Source organism: Idiomarina sp. X4 (assembly GCF_002808045.1).
Classification (GTDB): domain Bacteria; phylum Pseudomonadota; class Gammaproteobacteria; order Enterobacterales; family Alteromonadaceae; genus Idiomarina.
Genome location: NZ_CP025000.1, coordinates 358422 through 382211, shown reverse-complemented (window position 1 = coordinate 382211; position 23790 = coordinate 358422). Strand labels below are relative to the sequence as shown.

At 49.0% G+C, this 23790-nt stretch carries 25 protein-coding genes; 18 read left to right on the top strand and 7 right to left on the bottom strand.

Annotation, left to right across the window (positions count from 1 at the left end; all coding sequences use genetic code 11):
- Positions 1-7 precede the first annotated feature (7 nt).
- The 6 genes from murJ to ispH all read left to right on the top strand — a co-directional run bounded on the left by murJ (position 8) and on the right by ispH (position 7374).
- Positions 8-1570, top strand: coding sequence for a murein biosynthesis integral membrane protein MurJ (murJ, locus tag CWC33_RS01930; protein ID WP_100690569.1), 1563 nt, complete (start codon positions 8-10; stop codon positions 1568-1570).
- A 61-nt stretch (positions 1571-1631) separates the two neighbouring features.
- On the top strand, positions 1632-2570 hold the full coding sequence (ribF, locus tag CWC33_RS01925; protein WP_100690568.1) for a bifunctional riboflavin kinase/FAD synthetase: 939 nt from the start codon (positions 1632-1634) through the stop codon (positions 2568-2570).
- 26 nt (positions 2571-2596) lie between these two features.
- A complete protein-coding gene (gene ileS, locus CWC33_RS01920; protein WP_100690567.1) occupies positions 2597-5431 on the top strand; it encodes an isoleucine--tRNA ligase in 2835 nt (944 codons plus the stop codon).
- The gene (lspA, locus tag CWC33_RS01915) at positions 5424-5948 is read left to right on the top strand and encodes a signal peptidase II (RefSeq protein WP_088768648.1); all 525 of its coding nucleotides are present in this window, start codon (positions 5424-5426) and stop codon (positions 5946-5948) included. Before ileS ends, lspA begins: the two co-directional genes overlap by 8 nt.
- Before the next feature lie 9 nt (positions 5949-5957).
- Positions 5958-6398, top strand: a complete 441-nt coding sequence (fkpB, locus tag CWC33_RS01910) for an FKBP-type peptidyl-prolyl cis-trans isomerase (RefSeq protein ID WP_058579513.1) — start codon at positions 5958-5960, stop codon at positions 6396-6398.
- Positions 6399-6429: 31 nt separating this feature from the next.
- The gene (gene ispH, locus CWC33_RS01905) at positions 6430-7374 is read left to right on the top strand and encodes a 4-hydroxy-3-methylbut-2-enyl diphosphate reductase (RefSeq protein WP_100690566.1); all 945 of its coding nucleotides are present in this window, start codon (positions 6430-6432) and stop codon (positions 7372-7374) included.
- A gap of 12 nt (positions 7375-7386) precedes the next feature.
- Here the strand turns inward: ispH and CWC33_RS01900 are convergent, their stop codons facing one another.
- From CWC33_RS01900 to CWC33_RS01880, 5 genes are all read right to left on the bottom strand, one after another.
- Entirely contained in the window at positions 7387-7719 is a 333-nt protein-coding gene (locus CWC33_RS01900) for a helix-turn-helix domain-containing protein (protein ID WP_100690565.1), read from the bottom strand.
- Between the two features lie 68 nt (positions 7720-7787).
- On the bottom strand, positions 7788-8132 hold the full coding sequence (locus CWC33_RS01895) for a PulJ/GspJ family protein (protein WP_100690564.1): 345 nt from the start codon (positions 8130-8132) through the stop codon (positions 7788-7790).
- Complete coding sequence (locus CWC33_RS01890; RefSeq protein WP_100690563.1) at positions 8113-8307, bottom strand: Type II secretion pathway-like protein; 195 nt, start codon at positions 8305-8307, stop codon at positions 8113-8115. The genes CWC33_RS01895 and CWC33_RS01890 overlap by 20 nt, the downstream gene beginning before the upstream one ends.
- A gap of 18 nt (positions 8308-8325) precedes the next feature.
- Positions 8326-8850, bottom strand: coding sequence for a prepilin-type N-terminal cleavage/methylation domain-containing protein (locus tag CWC33_RS01885; RefSeq protein ID WP_100690562.1), 525 nt, complete (start codon positions 8848-8850; stop codon positions 8326-8328).
- On the bottom strand, positions 8844-9191 hold the full coding sequence (locus tag CWC33_RS01880; RefSeq protein WP_232709817.1) for a prepilin peptidase dependent protein A-like protein: 348 nt from the start codon (positions 9189-9191) through the stop codon (positions 8844-8846). The genes CWC33_RS01885 and CWC33_RS01880 overlap by 7 nt, the downstream gene beginning before the upstream one ends.
- Positions 9192-9417: 226 nt before the next feature.
- Here CWC33_RS01880 and flhA point away from each other — a divergent pair, with 226 nt between their 5' ends.
- From flhA to CWC33_RS01820, 12 genes are read left to right on the top strand one after another with little or no spacing between them, the layout of a single operon-like run.
- Complete coding sequence (flhA, locus tag CWC33_RS01875) at positions 9418-11565, top strand: flagellar biosynthesis protein FlhA (RefSeq protein WP_100690560.1); 2148 nt, start codon at positions 9418-9420, stop codon at positions 11563-11565.
- Between the two features lie 17 nt (positions 11566-11582).
- Complete coding sequence (gene flhF / locus CWC33_RS01870) at positions 11583-12938, top strand: flagellar biosynthesis protein FlhF (protein WP_100690559.1); 1356 nt, start codon at positions 11583-11585, stop codon at positions 12936-12938.
- Between the two features lie 56 nt (positions 12939-12994).
- Positions 12995-13867, top strand: coding sequence for a MinD/ParA family protein (locus CWC33_RS01865; RefSeq protein ID WP_053952947.1), 873 nt, complete (start codon positions 12995-12997; stop codon positions 13865-13867).
- Positions 13860-14585, top strand: a complete 726-nt coding sequence (locus CWC33_RS01860) for an RNA polymerase sigma factor FliA (protein ID WP_100692250.1) — start codon at positions 13860-13862, stop codon at positions 14583-14585. The genes CWC33_RS01865 and CWC33_RS01860 overlap by 8 nt, the downstream gene beginning before the upstream one ends.
- 36 nt (positions 14586-14621) lie before the next feature.
- A complete protein-coding gene (cheY, locus tag CWC33_RS01855) occupies positions 14622-15005 on the top strand; it encodes a chemotaxis response regulator CheY (protein ID WP_053953012.1) in 384 nt (127 codons plus the stop codon).
- A 13-nt stretch (positions 15006-15018) separates the two neighbouring features.
- Positions 15019-15768: a protein phosphatase CheZ gene (locus tag CWC33_RS01850; RefSeq protein WP_100690558.1), complete on the top strand. Its 750-nt coding sequence runs from the start codon at positions 15019-15021 to the stop codon at positions 15766-15768.
- 13 nt (positions 15769-15781) lie between these two features.
- Entirely contained in the window at positions 15782-17944 is a 2163-nt protein-coding gene (locus tag CWC33_RS01845; protein ID WP_100690557.1) for a chemotaxis protein CheA, read from the top strand.
- A gap of 15 nt (positions 17945-17959) precedes the next feature.
- On the top strand, positions 17960-19120 hold the full coding sequence (locus tag CWC33_RS01840) for a protein-glutamate methylesterase/protein-glutamine glutaminase (RefSeq protein ID WP_100690556.1): 1161 nt from the start codon (positions 17960-17962) through the stop codon (positions 19118-19120).
- A 12-nt stretch (positions 19121-19132) separates the two neighbouring features.
- On the top strand, positions 19133-19909 hold the full coding sequence (locus CWC33_RS01835) for a ParA family protein (RefSeq protein WP_100690555.1): 777 nt from the start codon (positions 19133-19135) through the stop codon (positions 19907-19909).
- Positions 19910-19912: 3 nt separating this feature from the next.
- Positions 19913-20785, top strand: coding sequence for a chemotaxis protein CheW (locus CWC33_RS01830; protein ID WP_100690554.1), 873 nt, complete (start codon positions 19913-19915; stop codon positions 20783-20785).
- Positions 20786-20803: 18 nt separating this feature from the next.
- Positions 20804-21307 (top strand): chemotaxis protein CheW, encoded by a 504-nt coding sequence (locus CWC33_RS01825; RefSeq protein WP_088768635.1) that lies wholly within the window; start codon positions 20804-20806, stop codon positions 21305-21307.
- A gap of 21 nt (positions 21308-21328) precedes the next feature.
- Complete coding sequence (locus CWC33_RS01820) at positions 21329-21766, top strand: DUF2802 domain-containing protein (protein WP_100690553.1); 438 nt, start codon at positions 21329-21331, stop codon at positions 21764-21766.
- Here CWC33_RS01820 and CWC33_RS01815 read toward each other — a convergent pair.
- Both CWC33_RS01815 and CWC33_RS01810 read right to left on the bottom strand, forming a co-directional pair.
- Complete coding sequence (locus tag CWC33_RS01815; protein ID WP_053952938.1) at positions 21763-22044, bottom strand: EscU/YscU/HrcU family type III secretion system export apparatus switch protein; 282 nt, start codon at positions 22042-22044, stop codon at positions 21763-21765. The two genes, CWC33_RS01820 and CWC33_RS01815, sit on opposite strands and share 4 nt — an antisense overlap.
- Complete coding sequence (locus CWC33_RS01810; RefSeq protein WP_100690552.1) at positions 22041-23765, bottom strand: flagellar hook-length control protein FliK; 1725 nt, start codon at positions 23763-23765, stop codon at positions 22041-22043. The genes CWC33_RS01815 and CWC33_RS01810 overlap by 4 nt, the downstream gene beginning before the upstream one ends.
- Positions 23766-23790: the final 25 nt, after the last annotated feature.

The following is a 23790-nucleotide window of genomic DNA, read 5'->3' as shown; positions in this document are numbered from 1 at the left end:
ACTACCTGTGTCTAAGTCGTTACTTAAATCCGGTTTCATCGTAAGTTTCATGACCCTCATTTCGCGGGTTTTGGGCTTAGTGCGCGATGTGGTCATTGCCAACCTAATGGGAGCAGGTGCAGCGGCGGATGTCTTCTTCTTTGCCAATAAAATCCCTAATTTCCTCCGGCGTTTATTTGCCGAAGGCGCGTTTGCGCAAGCCTTTGTGCCGGTACTTACAGAATACAAGCAGGGCAAAGAGCTGCCAGAGCAACAACTCTTAATAGCGAGGGTGTCGGGTACGCTGGGCACTATTATTACCGTGGTCACGTTATTCGGCGTTATAGCTTCGCCCATTGTCACGGCGTTGTTTGGTATGGGGTGGTTCCTGGATTGGTGGCACGACGGGCCGCAGGGTCATAAGTTTGTGCTGGCCAGCGATTTGCTGCGCATTACCTTCCCTTATTTATGGTTCATTACTTTTACTGCTATGGCGGGCGCCATTCTCAATACATTGGGCAAGTTTGCGGTAGCGGCATTTACCCCGGTGTTTTTAAACATCGCGATTATCTCTGCCGCCATCTGGCTAGCACCCAATATGGAGCAACCGGAATACGGACTTGCGTGGGGTGTATTCTTCGGTGGTTTAATCCAGTTGTTGTTCCAAATTCCGTTCCTTAAAAAGGCGGGCTTGTTGGTGAAGCCTAAGTGGGGCTGGAAAGACCCTGGCGTCACGAAAATTCGCAAACTGATGCTGCCGGCTATTTTTGGGGTTTCGGTCAGCCAAATTAATCTGTTACTCGATACGCTCATAGCCAGTTTCTTAATGACCGGCTCTATCAGTTGGCTCTATTACTCTGATCGTCTACTCGAATTCCCGCTTGGGCTTTTCGGTATTGCCATAGCGACGGTTATACTGCCAGCGTTGTCGTCACGTCATGTTGATAAGTCCACACAAAACTTCAGCGCCACTTTAGACTGGGGCGTGCGAATGGTGCTGCTATTAGGTGTACCTGCTATGGCGGGACTGTTTGTGCTTGCCGAGCCTATGCTGATGGTGCTTTTCATGCACGGTGCATTTGGCCCGGAAGATGCGCGCATGGCGTCTTATAGCTTAATGGCGTATGCAACCGGCCTGGTCAGCTTTATGTTGGTAAAAGTACTGGCAACCGGCTTTTACTCGCGGCAAGACACCAAGCGCCCGGTAAAATTTGGCATTATTGCCATGGTTTCGAATATGGTGTTTAACGTCGCACTGGCTATTCCCTTTAGCTATGTAGGCTTGGCAATGGCAACGGCGGCGTCGGCAGCTATTAACGCTGGCCTGTTAGGCTTTACTCTATATAAAGAAGGCGTTTTAAAAGCGCAGCCAGGCACATGGCGTTTCATTGTTCAGGTTATTTTGGCAACGGCAGTCATGATAGGCGTTATTTTATGGTTGAACCCAGATGCTGGCGCATGGCAGCAAAGCAGTTTGGTTGAACGGCCGTGGCTCTTGGCACAAATGATCGGCGCCGGTGTGGTCGCCTATTTAGTGACCTTGCTTGTCACGGGTATGCGACCGCGACATTTCCGTGCTCGCGAGTACTGATTATCACGCGGTTATCGGTTATAATCGCGACTTTCTCAAACGACCTTAAGACTGTTCGGGTATGGAACTGATTCGCGGTACTCATAACTTACGAGATGAACACAATGGCTGTGTGCTGACCATCGGTAATTTCGATGGCGTGCATTTGGGCCATCAGGCGGTATTGGCTCAGGTTCGTGAGAAAGCAAAACAGCTTGGTGTTCCGTCAGCTGTTATGACCTTTGAGCCGCAGCCGCAAGAGTTGTTTCAGCCCGGACAAGCACCGGCACGCCTGACCAATTGGCGCGAGAAGTATACGGCGTTAAAAGCGCAGAATATCGACCGTCATATCGTTATTGAATTTAATAAAAAGTTTGCTAGCCAGCCGGCTCAGGAATTCATTGAACAGACCCTGGTTAAAAAGCTGGGCGTAAAATTCCTGGTGGTGGGAGACGACTTTCGCTTTGGCTATAAGCGAGAGGGTGACTTTGAGCTGCTGAAAAAAGAAGGCGACAAGCTGGGCTTTGAAGTGGTCGATACGCGCAGCTATCGTCAACAACAGCAGCGTGTCAGCAGCACCGCCATTCGCCAGGCGCTGGATAACGGTGATTTTGAGCTTGCCGAACAAATGCTGGGCCGACCGTACCAAATGATGGGGAAAGTGGTTCATGGTCGCAAGAACGGCCGGACGATTGGCTTCCCTACCGCCAATGTGCCATTAAAACGTCTTAAAAGCCCGCTTCATGGCGTGTTTGCGGTAACGGCGTCGCACGAACAGAGTGGACAAACTTATTCCGGTGTTGCCAATTTAGGCACACGCCCCACATTAAATGGCGACGAAGTGCAGCTAGAGGTGCATTTGTTTGAGTTTTCAGGCAATCTGTACGGTCAGAATTTAACGGTCACTCCGGTGGCTAAACTGCGTAACGAGCAACGCTTTGCGTCGTTACAGCACTTACAAGAACAAATTGAAAAAGATGCCGCCCGCGCACGCGATGCTTTAGCGTGCCGGAGTCAGTAACTATGCGGAAATGGAAACAGTGACTAATGAGTGATTACAAACACACCCTAAACTTGCCGGAAACAGCGTTTCCAATGCGCGGCAACTTGGCTCAACGCGAGCCTAAAATGCTGGAGCAATGGTATGAAGATGACCTCTACGGTCAAATTCGTGAAGCCAAGAGTGGCAAGCCGAAATTTATTTTGCACGATGGTCCTCCGTACGCAAACGGGCAAATTCACATTGGTCACGCCGTAAACAAAATCCTGAAAGACGTTATTGTTAAAGCGAAAACATTAAGCGACTTTGACGCGCCGTATGTGCCTGGCTGGGACTGCCACGGATTACCTATTGAACTACAGGTTGAGAAAAAGCACGGTAAACCGGGTAAAAAGCTCGATTTAGCTCAGTTTCGTGAAAAATGCCGTGAATACGCGCAAACCCAGATTGACCAACAGCGTACTGACTTCAAACGTCTGGGCGTACTAGGTGACTGGGACAAGCCGTACCTGACCATGAACTTTAAACAGGAAGCGGACAGTGTACGTGCATTGGCCAAAATTATTGATAAAGGCCACTTGCATCAAGGCTTTAAGCCGGTGCATTGGTGTACAGATTGTGGTTCTGCATTGGCTGAAGCGGAAGTTGAGTACAAAGACAAGAACTCACCAGCCATTGATGTTCGCATGCCAGCTGCGGCAACAGCTGAAACCGTTGAGCGCTTTAGCACGCCAGAGGGGCATGTGGGTGAAGGCGATGTCAGCATGGTTATCTGGACCACCACTCCGTGGACCATTCCGGCAAATCGTGCGGTAACTTTGGCCGAAGGCCTTGAGTACACGCTAGTGCAAATTGAAGCCGACGGCGAACAGCCGGCAGAGCGCGTCATTTTAGCTGACGACCTGGTCACGGACTGCATGGAGCGCTGGAACATTGCGCATTATCATAAGCTTGGCTTCTGCAAGGGCAAAGACTTAGAAGGGTTGCAGCTACAGCACCCATTATTTGACCTGCGAGTGCCGGTGATTTTAGGCGATCACGTTACAACGGAAAGTGGTACAGGCTGTGTACACACCGCACCGGGTCACGGTGTTGATGACTTTTTAGTGGGGCAGAGATACGGACTGGAAGTGTACAATCCGGTGGGCGATAACGGTGTGTATAAAGACGATACGCCATTATTTGCTGGTCAGCATGTCTTCAAAGCGAACGAGCCTATCGTGGATAAGCTGCGCGAAGTTGGCAACCTGATGCATGCCGAGAGTTATAACCACTCGTACCCGCATTGCTGGCGCCATAAGACGCCGATTATTTTCCGCGCGACGCCGCAGTGGTTTATTAGCATGGACAAGAAAGGCTTGCGTGCCGGCGCTTTAGAACAAATTAAGAAAGTGGGCTGGTTCCCTGAGTGGGGGCAAAGTCGCATTGAGTCAATGGTTGAAGGGCGGCCGGACTGGTGTATTTCGCGTCAGCGTACCTGGGGTAACCCTATTGCTGTTTTCGTGAACCGCGAAACCGATGAGCTGCACCCGAACACGCTGGAGCTCATGGAAAAAGTCGCACAGCTGATTGAAAAAGAGGGTGTGCAGGCGTGGTTCGATTTAGAGCCAGAGACGTTGTTGGGCGATGAAGCGAACAAATACCGTAAAGTCACCGACACGCTGGACGTTTGGTTCGACTCGGGCGTGACACACCACTGTGTATTACGCGAATTTGATGGTTTACGTTGGCCAGCAGACTTGTACCTGGAAGGCTCGGATCAGCACCGCGGCTGGTTCCAGAGCTCATTGGTCACAGGCGTCGCCATGTATGAGGAAGCGCCATATCACCAGGTTCTGACACACGGCTTTACTGTTGACGCACAAGGTCGCAAGATGTCGAAGTCAGTGGGTAACGTGGTTGCGCCACAGGATGTGATGAATAAGCTGGGTGGCGACATTCTGCGCTTGTGGGTTGCTTCGGCCGATTATTCAGGTGAAATGACGGTATCCGATGAAATTCTGAAGCGCTCTGCCGATGCGTACCGACGTATTCGTAATACGTCACGCTTCTTGTTAGCGAATTTAAGTGGTTTCGACCCGAAAAAAGATACCGTTGAAATGGACGACATGGTCGAGCTGGATCGCTGGATTGTCGGTCGTGCTGCAGATTTACAGAAACAATTACTGGAAGCTTATGACAGTTACCAGTTCCACAGCGTAGTGCAAAAATTAATGCACTTCTGTTCAATTGAGCTGGGCAGTTTCTATCTGGATATCATTAAAGACCGCCAGTATACGGCTAAATCTGAAGGATTGGCGCGTCGTTCATGTCAGACCGCACTGCATCATATCGCCGAAGCGTTGGTTCGTTGGATGGCCCCAATTTGTAGCTTTACGGCTCAGGAAATTTGGGGCTTATTGCCGGGCGAGCGTGGCGAGTATGTCTTTACCGAAAGTTGGTATGAAGGCTTTAGCGAGTTTGCCGGTGTGAGTGACACCGAAAACGCATTCTGGATGCAGCTGTTGGATGTCAGAGACACCGTTAATCAAGCGCTGGAGCAAGCGCGTCGTGACGATGTGATTGGCGGCTCGCTGCAGGCAGAAGTAACCTTATATGCCGATGATAAGCTGGCGACCTCTCTGAACCGTTTAGGTGAAGAGCTGCGTTTTGCATTGTTGACCTCTGAAGCTCGTGTTGATGCTTTGGATAACGCTCCAGCTAACGCGGTTAAAGCGGAGAAGCTGGCGCTTGCGGTGGAAGTGAAGCCGAGTGCTTATAAAAAATGTGAGCGCTGCTGGCATCATCGTGAAGAAGTAGGCACTTTGCCAGAGCACGACGATTTGTGTCAGCGCTGTGTAACCAATATTGATGGTGAAGGTGAGGAGCGTCGTTTTGCCTGATTTTGCACACTCAAAAAGAGCCACTGGCTTACGCTTTTTGTGGCTGACGCTGTTGCTGTTCGTGATCGACCAAGTCACCAAAATTTGGGTGGCTGGTGAGTTCGAGCTGTATGAAAGTCGCGTGGTCATAGAGGGCTTGTTCAACTTCACCTATGTCCATAACTACGGTGCTGCATTTAGCTTTTTAAGTGACAGTGGCGGCTGGCAGCGTTGGCTGTTTACGGCTATCGCGATTGCCATTAGTGTGGTCTTGCTTATTTGGATGCGCCGTAACCCAGTTGGATTGTGGCGCCAAAACCTGGCTTTTGCGCTCATTCTAGCCGGAGCGATAGGCAACGTTGCTGATCGCTTGATGTACGGTTATGTCATCGACTTTTTCGATGTGCATTATCAAGGGTGGCACTGGCCTGCGTTTAACGTTGCTGATATGGCAATAACGATAGGCGCTGCTTTGATGCTGCTGGAAGCCTTTTTTGATAACCGTCGTGACAAATTAGACGGCGGTGACAAGTCGTAGGGGTACGTTTTGAGTCGTTTACCAATTGAGCATGGCCGCGAAGTGGTCATGCACTTTACCATTAAGCTGACCGACGGTTCGGTTGCAGACAGTACGAAAATGTCGGGTAAACCGGCCAAGTTCCGTATGGGCGATGGCAGCTTAACGGAAAATTTTGAAGCCTGTTTAGTAGGGCTTCGTGAAGGCGCTGAGCGTGAATTCACGTTGGAGCCTAAGGACGCTTTTGGAGAGCCGAACCCGGACAACTATTACTACGTTGATTCGGCTAAGTTTAGTGATGACACTAAGCCTGAGGTTGGCGCTATTTTAGCCTTTACCCAGCCGGATGGAACGGATTTACCGGGAATTGTTCGAAAAATTGAAGGTCCAACAGTGACTATCGATTTTAATCACCCGCTGGCAGGCCAGACGGTGATTTTTGAAGTAGAAATTATCAGCGTTGAGCCGTAACTGACGGAGTCGGTTGAACGCAGGAGGACATATGCAGATTTTGTTGGCGAACCCACGTGGCTTTTGTGCAGGTGTTGATAGAGCCATAACCATTGTTGAGCGTGCTTTAGAGATTTTTGAGCCGCCAATTTATGTGCGTCATGAGGTGGTTCACAACAAATACGTCGTCAATAAACTACGTGACGCAGGCGCTATTTTTGTTGAAGAGCTGCATGAAGTGCCAGACGATCATATTGTGATTTTCAGTGCTCACGGTGTTTCTCAGGCGGTGCGTCAGGAAGCCAAAGAGCGGGGTTTAAAAGTGTTTGATGCCACGTGTCCGCTAGTGACTAAGGTACATATGGAAGTCACCCGTGCCAGCCGAAAAGGCCACGAGTGTGTGCTCATTGGTCATGCCGGCCATCCGGAAGTTGAAGGCACAATGGGCCAGTATAAAAATGAAAACGGCGGTATTTATCTGGTTGAGTCGCCGGAAGACGTTGAAAAGCTGGAAGTGAAAGACCCGAAAAACCTTCATTACATGAGCCAAACAACGTTGTCGGTTGATGACACCGCTGATGTTATTGAAGCCCTGCGTCAAAAGTTTCCTGATATTAACGGTCCTCGCAAAGACGACATCTGCTACGCAACACAAAACCGTCAGGATGCTGTGCGTGAACTGGCAAGTGACGCGGATATAATGCTGGTCGTCGGTGCGCGCAATAGCTCGAACTCAAATCGTTTGCGTGAGCTGTCAGAAAAGATGGGCACACCGGCTTATTTAATTGATGATGCCAGCTGTATCGATAAGTCGTGGCTTGAAGACAAAGAGAAAGTCGCTGTCACAGCCGGCGCATCAGCACCTGAAGTATTGGTGCAGGAAGTCATTGCCAAGTTGCAGTCCTGGGGCGGCAAAACCGCAGTAGAGCTCAGTGGTCGCGAAGAAAACATCACTTTCTCTATTCCACCAGAATTAAGACCTCATCCAGCAGCTTAGTTTTAGTGGCTGTTAAAATAACTGTTCCGGACTAATATCCAACGCAATAGCGATGCGTTTTAACGTATCGCTTCTTGGGTTATACCCCGGGCGCTCCATCTGCGCGACGGCTGATTGTGAAATACCAAGCTTACCCGCTAACTCCGCCTGACTAGTTTTCTTAAACTTTCTCCAGGCCGCGACCATATTGCCGCCTGTTGATAGGCTGAGCTCTACTACCTCGTGAGGAATAAATTCATTGCTGTTTTGAGAGTGGAGCAAGGCGATATAATCTTCGTAGGGAATAACGGCATATTCGGGTTGCCCATTTTTCTCAATAATTTGTACGTCAGTAGGTGCGTTCATCTCTCTTTGCGGCTCTTTTTGTCCATTCTATTTTATTCATTATATATTATAAATAAGTTATTGCTAATTTATCGAGATAACCAGATTTGTAACGAGTAAGAGTTGTCTTCGCCCCAGGTTACTTCGGTATCAACTGAAGCATTGTTCTCGTCTATTAAGTTAATAATGGAGTTGATAAGAAATCCGTTAACCTTGGCTTCAGGTGCCGGAGGAGAGCCATTTTTCCAAGTACGGTGAGAGTCCTGTATATAACTATTTAAAACCTCAACAGCCAGGGCTTTGCGTTCAGCTCTTTTAATAGCAGCCAACCCAATCTGCAGCAGTTGCTGGCTGCTTACAGCCCACATCGCCACAAGTGCGGAAGCGACTAATGTCTCAACCAGTGAAAAACCTTTACTGCTGCGCTGACTCATAAAGCGCCTTTTGTTGGTTAAAGTCTGCCTCAATTTGTTTAGAAAGCACTTGCCATTGGTGCGCTTGTTGAGCCTCCACCATTTGTGCGTAAAATAACAAGGCGGCCAAGCTCGCGGAGCTCAGGCTTATGAGTGTCACTAACGTCAGTATCAACGCGAATCCTTTCGCTTTCATAATGAATATCCATTTCTGTTACTGAGAGAAAACGGTAAGTGTCCGCTTAAATTGCTGTTCCTGAATACCTTCCTTTGTGTCTCGTGAAGTCGACAGGTTAATAAATAATTTAGAGCTGTCTTCAGGAGTTAATGAAGCGCTGGTTTCAACCAATAACTCCAAAACCTTAAACTGAGCTCTGTCGGTCAATGACTGCCAACCATAACCCGCACAGTCCAGTGTCATTGGGTTATGCTGCAACTGATAATGTCTAACCCGAAAGCCGACAGAGCCTCCGTCTTGTGTCGGGAAGACGTAGCAACCACGCTCTGGGCGTTGCATGCCGTCAACCACCGCGTTGCTTAAACTGCTAAAAAACTCCCCTGCAACCGCTTGCCCGTTCAACATAAAAACTGCCTTCGATATCGAGCTATGTTGAGCGCCTTTCTGCCATTGCAATAGCTTTTGTGCGGTCATGACAATAATGGCTCCCAGTGACGCAGCAATAAGCACTTCAATTAAGCTGTACCCATGACTTTTTTGAGCAAGGTTTCTGTCTAGCATAAGGACAAACTCGGCAAAGATGCTCCATGACTGACACAGGAGCGAATACGTCCTTTACTGCTAATAATGACTTTCACGGTATTGCTATTGTTCATAATGCGAATATGACCGGGCGACGCACCACCAGAATCATCGTAGAATATTAACGGTCTTGTTGAGCTATAAGTCGACTCTGTTGCCAACTCAAACACCTTTGAACGCCCCTCGAGAGGCACCAGCTCCGCAGTTATGCCGCTCTCTGCTCGTTGTGCCTTTGCTTTGATCTGATGTAAATACGACAACCAGCGAGAACTTGCCTGCTGCAGTAATAAACTCTCAGTCTGCTGTTTGAACAAAGGCATCGACAAGGCGCCTAGCCCAGCTGTTATAGCCAGCGCAATTAGTAATTCGATTAAGGAGTAACCGCGCACATAGCCCCCTGTTATTCAAAGTGCTGATAGTTTAGCCGTAGGCCAAAAAATGTCTGTAAGCTAGCTCGTACCGTATTGTCAGCAAGTACTTAAAAAGCTGGCTCGATTCTTGAATAAAACACCGCAGGTTCAACTTTTTGACGCAACAGGAAGACGTATGGCGAGCGGTGCCGAAAAGTTAGTAAGTTTAAGAAATTTCACGCAAAACAATGCCCATTTAATTAAAGGCTTTGGTACGCCTTTAGCCATTATGGCCATTTTGGCGATGGTGGTGCTGCCTATTCCGGCTATGGTGCTGGATATTCTGTTTTCGTTCTCTATTACACTATCGCTCGTGGTTATGCTGGTAGCGGTTTATACCCAAAGGCCACTGGATTTCGCTGCCTTTCCGACCGTTCTGCTTATCGCCACAGTATTGCGGCTTAGCTTAAACGTGGCATCGACACGTATCGTTCTACTAGAGGGTCACAATGGACCAGGCGCTGCTGGTAGCGTCATTGAAGCGTTTGGTAGTGTTGTCATCGGCGGTAACTACACCGTTGGTTTAGTCGTCTTCGCCATTCTTGTCATTATCAACTTCGTGGTTATCACCAAGGGTGCGGGGCGTATCTCCGAAGTAACCGCTCGCTTTACGTTGGACGCCATGCCAGGTAAGCAAATGGCTATTGATGCTGACTTGAACGCCGGCCTTATTAACCAGGAAGAAGCCAAAGCTCGACGTAGTGACGTCACTCGGGAAGCGGACTTCTACGGCTCGATGGATGGTGCCAGTAAGTTCGTTAAAGGCGACGCCATTGCCGGCATTCTTATCCTGCTTATCAACATTGTCGGTGGTCTGCTGATTGGTATGATCCAATACGGCCTGACTTTCGGTGAAGCGGTCGAAGTGTATACCTTGCTGACCATTGGTGACGGTTTGGTCGCTCAAATTCCCGCGCTGTTATTGTCTGTTGCAACCGCTATTATCATTACCCGCGAAAATGACAGCAAAGACATGGGTGACGCGGTGGTTCTGCAGTTGCTCGACAACCCGAAAGTATTGGTTATTTCTAGCTCAGTGCTGTTTGCTATGGGGGTTATTCCGGGCATGCCGCACTTAGCCTTCCTGAGCATGTCGGCGGTTCTGGCTGGCGCGGCGTATTTCAAACTTAAAAAGAATAAGGTTGAACAGGGCGAACTGGTTGAAAAAGAGCAAGAGCAGCAAGTTCAACAAGCACAGCAAAAAGAATTGTCCTGGGACGATGTTCGCCATGTTGACACCATTGGTCTGGAAGTGGGCTATCGCCTTATTCCTCTGGTAGACAAGCAGCAGGGTGGCGAGCTCTTATCCCGTATTAAAGGGGTACGTAAGAAGCAGTCGCAGGAATTCGGCTTCCTGGTGCCGGCGGTTCATATCAGAGACAATCTGGATTTAGGCCCGAACAGTTACCGAATTACCCTAATGGGTGTGACCATGGGTGAAGCGGAAATTCGCCATGACTGGGAGCTTGCTATTAACCCAGGCCAGGTCTTTGGTGAACTTGAAGGCGAAAAAACTACTGACCCTGCTTTCGGCCTGGACGCAGTATGGATACGCCCCGATCAAAAAGAACACGCACAAACTTTGGGCTACACCGTAGTAGATGCTGCGACGGTAGTGGCCACTCACTTAAGCCAAATTGTCACTAACCACGCATCGCAGTTACTCGGCCATGAAGAAGCACAGGAGCTGTTGGATCGCCTGGGTCGCACGCATCCGAAATTGGTGGAAGGACTTATTCCTGATTTATTGTCACTGGGTAACTTTGTCAAAGTTCTGCAGAACTTGCTAGATGAAGGCATTGCGATACGTGATATGCGCACCATTGTACAAACGTTAGTTGAGTACGCAGGACGCAGTCAGGACCCTGATGTCTTAACGGCTGCCGTTCGAATTTCTCTGCGCCGTCTGATTGTTCAGGATATCTCAGAAGGTGAAACCGAACTGCCTGTCATAACTTTGGCGCCAGAGTTGGAACAGATGTTGCATCAGTCACTACAGATGGCTGGTAACGACGGAAATCAGCAAGGCGCCGGTATTGAACCCGGTTTAGCCGAACGCTTGCAACAGTCGTTACGCGAAACGCATCAGCAGCAGGAAATAAACGGGGAACCGTCTGTGTTGCTGACATCCGGGCTACTACGCTCAACCATGGCGCGATTTGCGCGCCACGCTACCGATGGTATGCGAGTGTTGTCGTATCAGGAAATTCCGGATGACAAGCAAATTCGCATTGTCAGCTCAATTGGTGGACAACAAAACAGTGGTGAACAAACCGCTACCTAAGACAACGGGAGTCGCTTGTGAAAATTAAACGCTTTTTTGCAGAGGATATGCGTCGAGGCTTACAGCAGGTTAAAGAAACCTTAGGCGCTGATGCGATTATTCTTTCCAATAAAAAGGTGAACGGTGGTATTGAGTTAGTGGCTGCTGTTGACCCTGACGCGCGTGCGCCAGAAGCGGCTCCAGAGACCTCCGCAAATACTCAGGCACCAAAGCAAGAGTCGGAAGCACCGGCTCAGTCGTTGGCTGAATTGCTGCAGCGTCAAAATGCCGCGCCTTCGCAAACGTCTCCGCAAGAGACAGCACAAACGACCGGTCAACCTGAAACGCCGGCAAAACACGATATTTATCAGCAAATGGCGCATCAGTCAGCGCCGGCTCAACAAGAGTCTTCACAAGCGGATATCTTCCCTGAGCAAGTTAATACGCCGGACAGCAACGACTCGGAAGCAATAGCAGAGCTGCGCTCACAAGTGAACGGTATTCGTCAGTTGTTAGAGCACCAGTTAAGCGGTCTCATGAAGCAAGAGATGGATCGCGAAGAACCAGTGCGCGCTATGTTGATGCAACGGCTTATGACGATGGGCTTGAGTGAACGCATCGCGGATCAGATTGCCTGTTTTATTCCTGAAAGCAGTTCAGACGAGGATGCCTGGGAACAAACCATGCATTTGTTGGAAGGTCAGCTGAATACCACCAATGACGATATTTTGACACGCGGCGGTGCAGTGGCACTCGTTGGTCCTACCGGCGTTGGCAAAACCACCACCATCGCTAAGCTGGCGGCCCGTTACGCTCAGCGTCATGGCTCTGACAAAGTTGCTTTAATTACCACTGACACCTTCCGAATTGGTGCCAGTGAACAATTACAGACTTACGGACGTATTATTGGCTGTCCGGTAAAAGTGGCAAAAGACGCAAAAGAGCTAGCGGATGCATTACTGTCGCTGCGTGACAAAAGCCTAATTTTGATTGATACGGCAGGTATGGGTCAGCGCGACAAGCGCTTAAGCGAGCAACTTGGCCAATTAATACAAAATACCCGCCTGAGAATTCGACCTTATCTGGTATTGTCGGCAACCTCACAAAGCCAGGTGTTAAATGACGCCGTTAAACAATTCAAAACACTACCTTTGTCGGGTTGCATTTTTACCAAACTGGACGAATGCTTAAGTTTAGGAGAAAGTATCAGTGTGGCAATTGAGTACGGCCTGCCGGTTGGATATATCACCAACGGTCAGCAAGTACCGGAAGACATTAAAGTTGCTGATGCAAATTACCTGGTATCTGAAGCCGAGCGGTTAATGGACAAAAGCATTTGTTCCTCGGTATCAGACGTGCCAAAATCGTACTGGAATGCGGCGTTTTCTCGCTGAGTGAGCCGTTATACAATGACGCTGTTGTCGAAGATGTAAAATAAGAGATACGCCCGATGGATCAAGCAAGCGGTCTGCGAAGAATGAAACAGTCAAAAGTAAAAGTCATAGCCGTCACAGGTGGTAAAGGTGGCGTGGGTAAAACCAACGTCTCGCTGAATATGGCCATCGCTATGGCGAAGCAGGGAAAACGAGTACTGGTACTTGATGCCGACCTTGGCTTGGCTAATGTCGACGTCATGCTGGGCTTGCGTGTTGAGCGCAACCTGTCTCATGTACTGAGCGGCCAATGCGAACTGGAAGATATTTTAATTGAAGGGCCGGGTGGCATAAAAATCGTCCCGGCGACCTCAGGAACTCGCTCCATGGTTGACTTGAGCGAGTCAGAGCACGCCGGTCTTATTCGGGCGTTTAGCCAACTGCAGGGAAACTACGACGTTCTTATTGTGGACACGGCGGCGGGTATTGGAAACACCGTGGTCAGCTTTGCCCGGGCTTCCCAGGATGTTCTTGTGGTTGTCTGCGATGAACCTACTTCAATCACCGATGCTTACGCACTTATTAAAGTATTAAGTCGTGAACAAGGACTGTTTAAATTCAAAGTTGTTGCCAATATGGTGCGCAACATGCGCGAAGGGCAGGTATTGTTTAATAAGTTGACTAAGGTCACGGATCGTTTCCTCGATGTGGCATTAGAGTTAGCAGCGATAGTTCCTCACGACGAGAATTTGCGGTTGGCCGTTAGAAAACAACAACCAATGGTGTTGGCGTATCCCAAATCGCCGGCGTCACTGGCGTTTAAAGCATTAGCGAAGAAGGCTCTGGATTGGCCAATTCCTGCTCAGGCAGGAGGGCATTTAGAATTTTTCCTTGAGCAATTGATAACTTCTGCCGATAACGGGAGTAAGCGGGATGTTGCCAATGAATAAAGCCGCCGCTTATACCGCAACAGCCGACAACCGTAACGCTATTATTGAGCAGCATACGGGGCTGGTTAAGCGAATTGCGCATCACATGATGGCGAGACTACCCGCCAGTGTGCAAGTCGATGACTTAATTCAAGCGGGCATGATAGGCTTATTAGAAGCGGCACGGAATTTTGATAACAGCAAAGGCGCCAGTTTTGAAACCTTTGCCGGAATACGTATTCGTGGCGCTATGCTGGATGAGATTCGTCGTGGTGACTGGGCGCCGCGCTCAGTACACAGAAACCACCGTCGTGTGTTAGAAGCCATCCGGCAGGTCGAAAATGACACCGGACGTGATGCAAAAGACACCGAAGTCGCTAGCAAGCTGGGCATTGGCCTGGATGAATACCACGCTATTTTGCGTGATGTCAGTTCAGGGCGAATCATCGGTATTGAAGACTTAGGCGTTTCTGAAGATGCGATTATACCGGAGCAAGTGACGGGTTCGGCGTATGAGCCACAGCGTGATGTCGAAAACGCAGCGTTTCATAAAGCCCTGGTATCGACAATTTCTTCGTTACCAGAGCGTGAAGCTTTAGTGCTTTCATTGTATTATGATGAAGAATTGAATTTAAAAGAGATAGGTGAAGTGCTGAGCGTGAGCGAGTCTCGCGTTAGTCAAATTCACAGTCAGGCAATGGTGCGGCTCAAGTCGCGAATGCAGAATTGGGTTGAATAATTTTGGTGGTAATCGAGAGCCTCAGTGGAGGGTGCTTTGGATAAAAATATGAAAATTCTTGTTGTAGATGACTTTTCTACAATGAGACGAATCATTAAGAACTTACTTCGTGACCTTGGTTTTACGAATATTCAGGAAGCCGATGACGGCAACACGGCTCTGCCTATGTTGCAAAACGGCGATTTTGACTTTGTCGTGACCGACTGGAACATGCCGGGCATGCAAGGTATCGATCTGCTAAAAGAAATTCGTAAAGACGATAATCTGTCGCACTTGCCGGTACTAATGGTAACGGCGGAAGCAAAACGCGAACAAATCATTGCTGCAGCACAGGCTGGTGTTAATGGCTACATCGTAAAACCATTCACCGCAGTGACGTTAAAAGAAAAGCTCGACAAGATTTTCGAACGCATTAGCTAAAAGGGCTATGACCATGTCTGATAAAGCCCATGATATTTCCCTCGAGCAGGCTAAAGAACTCGTGTCTTTGCTGGAAGAGGGAAAGCAGCAACAAGCCAATCAACTTCTGGAAGACGTATACAACCGTCGCAATGACAAACTGTTTACTTCAGTGGGTCAGCTGACGCGTGACCTCCACGAAGCATTGCAGGACTTCCAACTGGATCCTCGTATTGTGCAAATGACAGAAGATGATCTTCCTGATGCGCAAAACCGTTTACAGTACGTTATTCAAAAAACAGAAGATGCCGCGAACCGAACAATGGATGCGGTAGAGGCTTGTTTACCGATGGCTGACGACATGCACCAGCGCGTTGAAAGTGTCATGCCGGTCTGGAATCGGTTGATGAGCAACGATATTGAGATAAATGAATTCAAGTCTTTGTGCCATCAGGTCGATGATGTACTTAAGCGCTGCGGTGAAAATATGCCGCAAGTGCATGGGCTTATGACCGAAGTGCTTATGGCTCAGGATTATCAGGATATTACTGGGCAGGTCATTCGACGGGTTATTCAACTGGTTGAAGACGTCGAGAAGAATCTCATTGAACTGTTAAAAATATTCGGCAAAGAAGAAGCTCGAAGAGAAGCTGAAAAAACCGAATCTTCAAAGCAGAAAAGTGCCAGTGAGGCAGAAGGCCCGATTATTGATGCCGATAAACGTGATGACGTTGTTGGTGGGCAAGACGAAGTGGACGACTTACTGTCCAGTTTAGGTTTCTAGGAGCATCAGTCGCATGAGCTTTGATATGGATGAAGACATACTGCAGGACTTTTTGATCGAGGCGGGAGAGATCCTCGAGCAGCTGTCTGAGCAGTTAGTTGAGCTAGAAAACGACCCAGAAAACAAAGATTTATTAAACGCGATTTTCCGTGGCTTTCATACCGTGAAAGGCGGCGCAGGCTTTCTGTCGCTAACTGCCTTAGTGGATACCTGCCATGGTGCTGAAAACGTGTTTGATACTTTGCGTAATGGTCAGCGCACGGTTACGTCAGACTTAATGGACGTGATTCTTCAAGCGCTGGACACTATCAATGCTCAGTTTGCACAGGTACAAGCTCGTGAAGACATCAGTCCTGCCGATGACAAATTACTCGAGCTACTGCACAAACTCAGTCAGCCTGAGTCTGAAGACGAGGCTCCTATTGAAGCGCCGTCTAAAGAAGCTGAGCCAGAACCGGAACCCGAACCAGAGCCAGAAGCACCCAAAGCGGAAGCGACCAAAAGCTCAGGCGATGGCGGCATAGACGAAATTCAAGATGATGAATTTGAAGCCTTACTTGATGAGCTGCACGGTGAGGGCAAAGGCCCAGGTGTTGGCAAATCAGATAAGAAAGCCGATGCGCCGAAAGCTGCGGCTGATAATGACAACGATGAAATTACCGATGATGAATTTGAGTCGTTGTTAGATGAGCTTCATGGCTCAGGAAAAGCGCCGAAAAGCGCTGAGAAGAAACAAGAAGAGCCAGCCGACAGCGATGAAATTACCGATGATGAGTTTGAGTCCCTGTTAGATGAACTGCATGGTTCTGGCAAGGCACCGACGAAGAGTGTGGATAACGGAAAAGAAGAAAAGCCAAAAGGTACGCCTAAGCCTGAGAAAAAGGCGGCGCCTAAACCAGAGCCAAAAGCCAAGCCAGCGGCTAAACCTGCTGCAAAAGAAGACAAGCCTAAAGCTGCAGAGAAACCGGCTGACAAGAAGCCGGCAGCACCACAGCAACCGGCTGCGGAAACCACGGTTCGAGTCGATACCAAACGTTTGGACGACATTATGAACATGGTTGGTGAGCTTGTTTTGGTGCGCAACCGTTTATTGAGTCTGAGCAATTCGGACGACTCTGATAACGACGAAATGGGCAAAGCCATTTCAAACCTGGATGTTGTCACTGGCGACTTACAGGGCGCCGTCATGAAAACCCGTATGCAGCCAATTAAGAAAGTCTTTGGTCGCTTCCCTCGGGTAGTTCGTGACTTAGCACGCAGCCTGAAAAAAGAAATTAACTTAGAAATGTTCGGCGAAGACACCGACTTGGATAAAAACCTCGTTGAAGCGTTGGCTGATCCGCTGGTTCACTTAGTGCGCAACTCGGTTGACCACGGTATTGAAATGCCGGATGTTCGTGAGGCCAACGGTAAGCCAAGGGCGGGTACGGTGACGCTGTCAGCTTCTCAGGAAGGTGACCATATTATGCTGTCGATTAAAGACGACGGCGCGGGTATGGACGCTGAAAAGCTTAAAGGCATTGCCATTAATAAAGGTATTTTAGATGCCGACGCAGCAGCACGCTTAAGCGACGAAGACGCTTACAACCTGATTTTTGCGGCTGGTTTTTCGACCAAAGAGCAAGTGTCTGATATTTCGGGCCGTGGCGTCGGAATGGACGTAGTAAAGACCAAAATAAGCCAGCTAAATGGTAGTGTCAAAATTCAGTCAGAGCTGGGTAAAGGTACTGAGTTACTGATTAAAGTGCCATTAACCTTAGCTATTTTGCCGACTCTGATGGTGGCAGTGAAAGAGCAGACGTTTGCGTTGCCACTGGCGGTTGTCAGCGAAATTATCGATTTGGATATGAAGCGCACCAATACAGTCGATGGTCAGTTAACACTGATTGTACGTGACCGTGCGATACCGTTGTTCTTCCTTGAACATTGGCTGGTGAGAAACCCAGACCGCTCAAGCCGCAATGAAAACGGCCATGTTGTGGTTGTACAGATTGGCAATCAGCAGGTTGGTTTTGTGGTCGATGCGCTCATTGGTCAGGAAGAAGTGGTTATTAAACCATTGGATAAACTGTTACAGGGCACGCCAGGTATGGCAGGTGCAACCATTACCAGTGATGGTGGTATTGCGCTGATTATTGACGTACCAAGCATGCTGAAGTATTACGCTAAACGATAACGGGACACACCGTTCATGACAGTTAAAGTTCTCGTAGTGGACGACTCGGCGTTTTTCAGACGCCGGGTAACCGAGATTCTGGAAGCACACTCAAATATTCAAGTCATTGGCTCGGCCAATAATGGCGAGGAGGCGGTAGCGCAAGCAAAAGCGTTAAAGCCTGACGTTATTACCATGGACATTGAAATGCCGGTGATGAACGGCATTGATGCGGTAAAAACCATTATGGGCAGCAACCCTTGCCCCATTTTAATGTTCTCGTCACTGACTCACGAAGGTGCAACGGCAACGCTAAATGCGTTAGAAGCTGGCGCTGCGGACTTCTTACCTAAGAAGTTTGAAGATATCGCTCGTAACCGTGATGAAGCGGTTAAAACGCTACAAGATCGCGTATTGGCCATTGCCAAGCAACCCTCAGCCAGAACGCCGACAATAACGCGTACACCAACAAGTCGAACCGCTGAGCCGGCGAAACCGAAAGAGCCCGTGTCGGCGCTGGATCGTATTCGACAACGTAATGAAGAACGGCAAAGCCAGCGTCAAGCATCGTCTCGATTAGCAGATGCCGCCGGCTCTTTGAGCATTAATCGTGCGTATCAAGTTTTGGCGATTGGGACATCAACCGGTGGGCCCGTTGCATTGCAGAAAATACTAACGCAATTGCCGGGCAACTTTCCGTACCCCATTGTTATGGTGCAACATATGCCAGCGGCTTTTACTAAAGCCTTTTCTCAGCGCCTGGACGGGTTGTGTAAGATACGCGTGAAAGAAGCCGAGGATGGCGATGTATTGACCCCTGGCACGGCTTACTTAGCGCCGGGTGGCAAGCAATTAGTGGTAGAAGGTCGATCCGGCAGTGCCCGGCTGCGAGTCAAAGAGGATACCAGTGGCCGCGTTACGTATAAACCCAGTGTCGACTTAACCTTTGCCAGCTTATCAAAAGTGTATATGGGCAAGGTGTTGGGCGTTATTTTGACTGGGATGGGGGCCGATGGCCGTGAAGGTTCACGTATGTTGAAACAACAAGGCGCGACTATCTGGGCTCAGGATCAGGACAGCTGTGTTGTTTATGGTATGCCGCAAGCGGTTGCCTCAGCGGGTATTTCAACGAAAAGCATTAGTTTGGATAATATGGCGCGCTCAATCATGAAAGAAGTCGGATACAGCGGCATTTAATAAGGTGCGTATATGATTGTTTGGACGGTAGCTAACCAGAAAGGTGGCGTGGGAAAAACCACCACAACAGTCGCTCTGGCGGGGCTATTGGCTGAACAAGGTAAGCGAGTGTTATGTATTGACACTGACCCTCATGCCTCACTGACCTATTACTTTGGCTTTGACTCCGAAGAGCTGACTCACAGCGTTTTTGATGTATTCAGCGCCGGTAAAGAGGTTAACCGTGAATTGATGCGCGAATGCATTTTGCCGACTGACTTCGACAACCTCAATATTATGCCCGCGACCATGGCGTTAGCGACACTGGATCGAAAGCTTGGTACGCAAGGTGGAATGGGCCTGGTGTTAAAAAAAGGCTTAGCCTCTGTCGCTGATGAGTACGACTACGTGCTTATTGATGTTCCACCGGTGCTCGGTGTGCTCATGGTTAACGCATTAGCCTGTTGTAATCGGGTGCTCATACCGGTGCAGACGGAATTCCTGGCGTTGAAAGGTTTGGACAGAATGATGCGTACGCTTATGCTCATTCAGAAGTCACGTGGCGAAGAGCGACCGTATACCATTATCCCCACCTTGTACGACAAACGAACCAATGCGTCATTACAAACGTATAAGAAGCTTGTTGGTCGGTACGGTAAGTCGGTTTGGAACGGCATGATCCCTATCGATACCAAATTCCGCGATGCGTCGAATGAACAGACACCACCGTCACTATATGCGCCGAAGTCACGAGGTGTGTTGGCCTATCAGTCATTGCTTATTCACTTACAACAAATGGAGCTTCGCTAAGTTATGAACAGCAAACACTCCAGCAGTGAACAGGCAATGACCGAGTACCTCGATGCGTTACTGCTTGAGGATGAGGTCGTTGAGTTTGATAACGAGCCGGTGAAGAAACTGCTCGAGCAGGCCGCGCCGAAAATACAGCAAGTGACCGAACAAGAGTCGGTGACTTTAAACAGAGATGAAGACTTATTGCCTTTAGTTTCTGTAAAAGCGGACGATACTGATACTAGAGAGGCGCTTGCTAAGACTGAGGTCGAGGTAGAAGCGGATACTCAGGTTGAGCCGGATGTTGTCACTGAACAAGTCGAAGAAACTGAAGAGAGCGTTGAGGTTGACGATGAGATAGACGTCGCAACGCATACAGATATTGACGAAATGGCGCCAACGGAAGACGCGCAGCCAGATGCCATGTCTGAGTACATGGAAGACGATTTCCAGGCGCTGTTTTTTAAAGTGGCTGGTTTAACACTGGCGGTGCCACTGAAAAGTTTAGGTGGCATTCATCAGGTTGGGAAAATCAGCCCGCTGATGGGTAAGCCAAAATGGTTTAAAGGCATAATGACAGAGCGTGAAGACAAGCTGCAGGTTGTCGATACCGCTCGTTGGGTTATGCCGGAGAAATACACGGAAGAGCTGGAAGAATCATTAGACTACCAGTATCTTATAACGTTAAATGACAGTCCATGGGGACTGTTGTGTGAAGAATTGGTAACCAGCGAACCATTGCAACCCGAAGCCATTCAATGGCGTAAAGAAGGCACTAATAAGCGGCCGTGGCTGGCCGGAGTGGTTCGTGACAGAATGTGTGCGTTGCTCGATGTAAACGCATTGATTACACTTCTGGATAACGGCCTGGGACATATCCAGCAAGACAAATAACGCATGGCGGAGTGAAACATGAGTAAAGATAATCGCGCTATCAAAAATGAAACGGACGCTGACAGTAACGATAAAGTATTGCAGTGGGTTACGTTTCAGCTTGACGATGAAACTTATGGCATTAATGTCATGCAGGTTCAGGAAGTGCTTCGTTACAGCGAAATAGCGCCAGTACCCGGAGCGCCTAACTATGTACTGGGCATCATAAATCTGCGTGGTAATGTAGTAACGGTTATCGACACTCGTCTTCGTTTTGGTCTACAACCAACCGAAGTAACCGATAACACACGTATTGTTATTATCGAGTCTGAAAAGCAGGTTATCGGCATTTTGGTTGACAGCGTTGCCGAAGTGGTTTACCTGAAAACCTCTGAAATAGACAGCGCACCGAATGTGGGTACCGACGAAAGTGCTCGTTTCATTCAAGGCGTCAGCAACCGGGATGACGAACTGCTGATTTTGGTTGATCTGGATAAAATGCTGACTGATGACGAGTGGGATGAAATTTCTCGTCTGGGTTAATCGCGAGCGGGTGGTTTAACCATGACACTTTGGCTTATTGCAATATCAGCGCTGGCTCTTGGGCTGGCGCTGATTGCGTTGGTTGCTGTTATTATGACATCGCGTCGCCAGGCCGAGCTTATTGAGCGTCAGCAACAACGCTTGTTAATGCTCACTGAGACGGCGACCGAAGTGCTTTCCTTAAAAGAGCAGCTGAATGAGACGAAACCAGAGACTAACTTCGCCGAAAAGCAGTTACTGGCGCAGTTAGAACAGCAAGTTGCCACACTTAATGACGAACAACGTCGATTACAGGAAAAGCTTCAGGAGCTGGCTGAGCAGGATCCGGGCTCAAAATTATATCATCGAGCAAGTAAGTTAGTAGCCAGTGGCGCAACGGTTGAAGAGCTGATGCAAGAGTGTGAGCTACCTCAGGCAGAAGCAGAATTGTTGGTATCCTTGCACCAGCGTAAAGGTTAACCTTCCTCCCATTGTCGCGGAAACTTACCGTCCAACAAATAAGCAAAAGCAATAATTTCGGCAATAATAATGTAAAGCTCGCGCGGAATTTCATCACCAACATTGAGTTTGGCAAGTGAGTCTGACAAGAGCGGATCTTCATGAACTAACACGCCATGCTCTTTGGCGACGGCAATAATTTCTTCAGCTAACTCGTCAAACCCGCGAGCGATAACTTTGGGCGCGTTAAAGCCGTCGTACGACAGCCCAATGGCTTGCTTCTCTTTTTTGTCCGTCATACTTTCACCCGAATAATGCCGCTTTGTTGTGTCGCCAAGGTTTCCGGAATTCGTCCTTGCTGAACGCGAAATTTCACACTGTTAACCTCTAAATCGGACAGTCGCTTTTCCAGTTGCTCCAGGTGTTTCTCGATAGTTCTTTGCGCTGAAGGTGACTCGGCATAAAAGTCGACTGACGAGCCCTGCGGATGATACCGGCCTTTAACCAGTAAAGCGCCTGTCGCTTCTAACTCAAAGCGCAAGGTAAAAAGCCATAACGTGCGCCCCTCCTGCTCCGGCGTATTGGGCTCTCGCTCCGGGCGAATAAGCAACTCGTTTTGTCCAGCCTTTTGTGGGTCAGTCGGCAGCAAAATGAAATACTCAGGCTGCTGCATCGGTGAGTCTTGTAGCCGGGCCTGAGCGCTTTGGGCAGAGTTTAGTACGCCAGTGAATAACTGTAACAGTCGTTGCAATTGCTGCTGTGGCAATTGCAGCAACAGTTGATTAATGCGCTCCCGCACATCGCCTGCAACGTCAGGGGACGGGTTTAACACCTGCTGGATCAATGCTTGAGTGAATTGCTTCGGCAAAGATTGCAAACTTGTTTGTGCGGTGCTTTGTTGCTGATTGTTCTGTTGTAAGCTCAGCCCCAGCAGCGTCATTAGCATTTGACCAAGTGACCCCATTTGCTGGCTTGACTGCACACTGACCGGACGCGCCGCAAACCAGTCGTTAATCCAACGCTGTAACGCTTCCGGGCGCTGCATGGATTCGCCAGAGGGCTGTTGTTGCAACACGATTTTTATGAGCTGTTCAATGGCATTAGAGGGTGAGCGCAAAGCCGCTGTTAAGGTTGCGGCGGTCTGTGCCGCTTGTGCTGTTTGAGTCGTAGACGCCGTATTGGTTGCACTAGCGCCTGACGTTGTCGCTGTATTGACACTGGTGTTTATTTTGGCAATAAGCGCAGACAATTCAGGAATCTTTAATGACGCGTTTGCCGCATTACTGGGGGGCACGGAAGGTTGCGTAGAAAGTTGTGCTTTTATTTGAGTGATCAGTGTTTGTAGCGCTTGCTGAAACTGCTGCGGACTCAACTGATGCGCCTGTTTAATGGCGATACCACGCGAAAGCTGAATTGGATGGGCTACGTTGAGCGGCGCCTTGTCTGCCGGCTGTGGTGCTCTGGCACTTTGATTTATTTTAAGTATTTGCGAAGCCTGCGGACTATCGACCAACGCTTTAACAAGCTTGGGCGGCAGCTGGGTAATCGGTATTTCAACTTTGCCAATTTGTGTGTTTACTGTATTGCCTGGAGGTGCTTGCGTGACTTGCTTCTGTTGTCCCGGCTGCGCTGGCTCAGTGGGTGTCTGTTGGCTAATGATGATTTGTACAACCGGCTTGTTCCCCTGCGGCATGGATATTTGTAATTGCAATTGTGTGCTGCTTGCCAGTTTAGCGGGCAGTTGCGTTAACAGTGCCTTTGGCGGGTTCGGCCATTGCCAGCTCGCGCCTTGTATCTGCGGCGGCGAAGTTTGCTGGGCTTTATTCCCGGTTTGAGGCGTGAGTATAGACGCGGGTATTTGCAAGGTTGGCTTGCTGGCGGTTGAAGCTGAATTGCTACCTGCAGTATTCGCGCCTGTTAAAATGCGTGCAAGTGTTGCGATGTTTTGCTTATCAATACGAGCCATAGAGCGCTCTGGAGCGTTCAGCATTTGTTGTAACAGTTGCGTGATATCAGCCATGCGCTTTACTCAAATTTTATGGTAG

What these genes read in the sequence shown, in the direction of transcription:
- ribF (WP_100690568.1), top strand. Translation starts at nt 1,632, where the DNA reads ATGGAACTGATTCGCGGTACTCATAACTTACGAGATGAACACAATGGC.
- ileS (WP_100690567.1), top strand. Translation starts at nt 2,597, where the DNA reads ATGAGTGATTACAAACACACCCTAAACTTGCCGGAAACAGCGTTTCCA.
- ispH (WP_100690566.1), top strand. Translation starts at nt 6,430, where the DNA reads ATGCAGATTTTGTTGGCGAACCCACGTGGCTTTTGTGCAGGTGTTGAT.
- CWC33_RS01900 (WP_100690565.1), bottom strand. Translation starts at nt 7,719, where the DNA reads ATGAACGCACCTACTGACGTACAAATTATTGAGAAAAATGGGCAACCC.
- CWC33_RS01895 (WP_100690564.1), bottom strand. Translation starts at nt 8,132, where the DNA reads ATGAGTCAGCGCAGCAGTAAAGGTTTTTCACTGGTTGAGACATTAGTC.
- CWC33_RS01890 (WP_100690563.1), bottom strand. Translation starts at nt 8,307, where the DNA reads ATGAAAGCGAAAGGATTCGCGTTGATACTGACGTTAGTGACACTCATA.
- CWC33_RS01885 (WP_100690562.1), bottom strand. Translation starts at nt 8,850, where the DNA reads ATGCTAGACAGAAACCTTGCTCAAAAAAGTCATGGGTACAGCTTAATT.
- CWC33_RS01880 (WP_232709817.1), bottom strand. Translation starts at nt 9,191, where the DNA reads ATGCCTTTGTTCAAACAGCAGACTGAGAGTTTATTACTGCAGCAGGCA.
- flhA (WP_100690560.1), top strand. Translation starts at nt 9,418, where the DNA reads ATGGCGAGCGGTGCCGAAAAGTTAGTAAGTTTAAGAAATTTCACGCAA.
- CWC33_RS01865 (WP_053952947.1), top strand. Translation starts at nt 12,995, where the DNA reads ATGGATCAAGCAAGCGGTCTGCGAAGAATGAAACAGTCAAAAGTAAAA.
- CWC33_RS01860 (WP_100692250.1), top strand. Translation starts at nt 13,860, where the DNA reads ATGAATAAAGCCGCCGCTTATACCGCAACAGCCGACAACCGTAACGCT.
- CWC33_RS01850 (WP_100690558.1), top strand. Translation starts at nt 15,019, where the DNA reads ATGTCTGATAAAGCCCATGATATTTCCCTCGAGCAGGCTAAAGAACTC.
- CWC33_RS01845 (WP_100690557.1), top strand. Translation starts at nt 15,782, where the DNA reads ATGAGCTTTGATATGGATGAAGACATACTGCAGGACTTTTTGATCGAG.
- CWC33_RS01840 (WP_100690556.1), top strand. Translation starts at nt 17,960, where the DNA reads ATGACAGTTAAAGTTCTCGTAGTGGACGACTCGGCGTTTTTCAGACGC.
- CWC33_RS01835 (WP_100690555.1), top strand. Translation starts at nt 19,133, where the DNA reads ATGATTGTTTGGACGGTAGCTAACCAGAAAGGTGGCGTGGGAAAAACC.
- CWC33_RS01830 (WP_100690554.1), top strand. Translation starts at nt 19,913, where the DNA reads ATGAACAGCAAACACTCCAGCAGTGAACAGGCAATGACCGAGTACCTC.
- CWC33_RS01825 (WP_088768635.1), top strand. Translation starts at nt 20,804, where the DNA reads ATGAGTAAAGATAATCGCGCTATCAAAAATGAAACGGACGCTGACAGT.
- CWC33_RS01820 (WP_100690553.1), top strand. Translation starts at nt 21,329, where the DNA reads ATGACACTTTGGCTTATTGCAATATCAGCGCTGGCTCTTGGGCTGGCG.
- CWC33_RS01815 (WP_053952938.1), bottom strand. Translation starts at nt 22,044, where the DNA reads ATGACGGACAAAAAAGAGAAGCAAGCCATTGGGCTGTCGTACGACGGC.
- CWC33_RS01810 (WP_100690552.1), bottom strand. Translation starts at nt 23,765, where the DNA reads ATGGCTGATATCACGCAACTGTTACAACAAATGCTGAACGCTCCAGAG.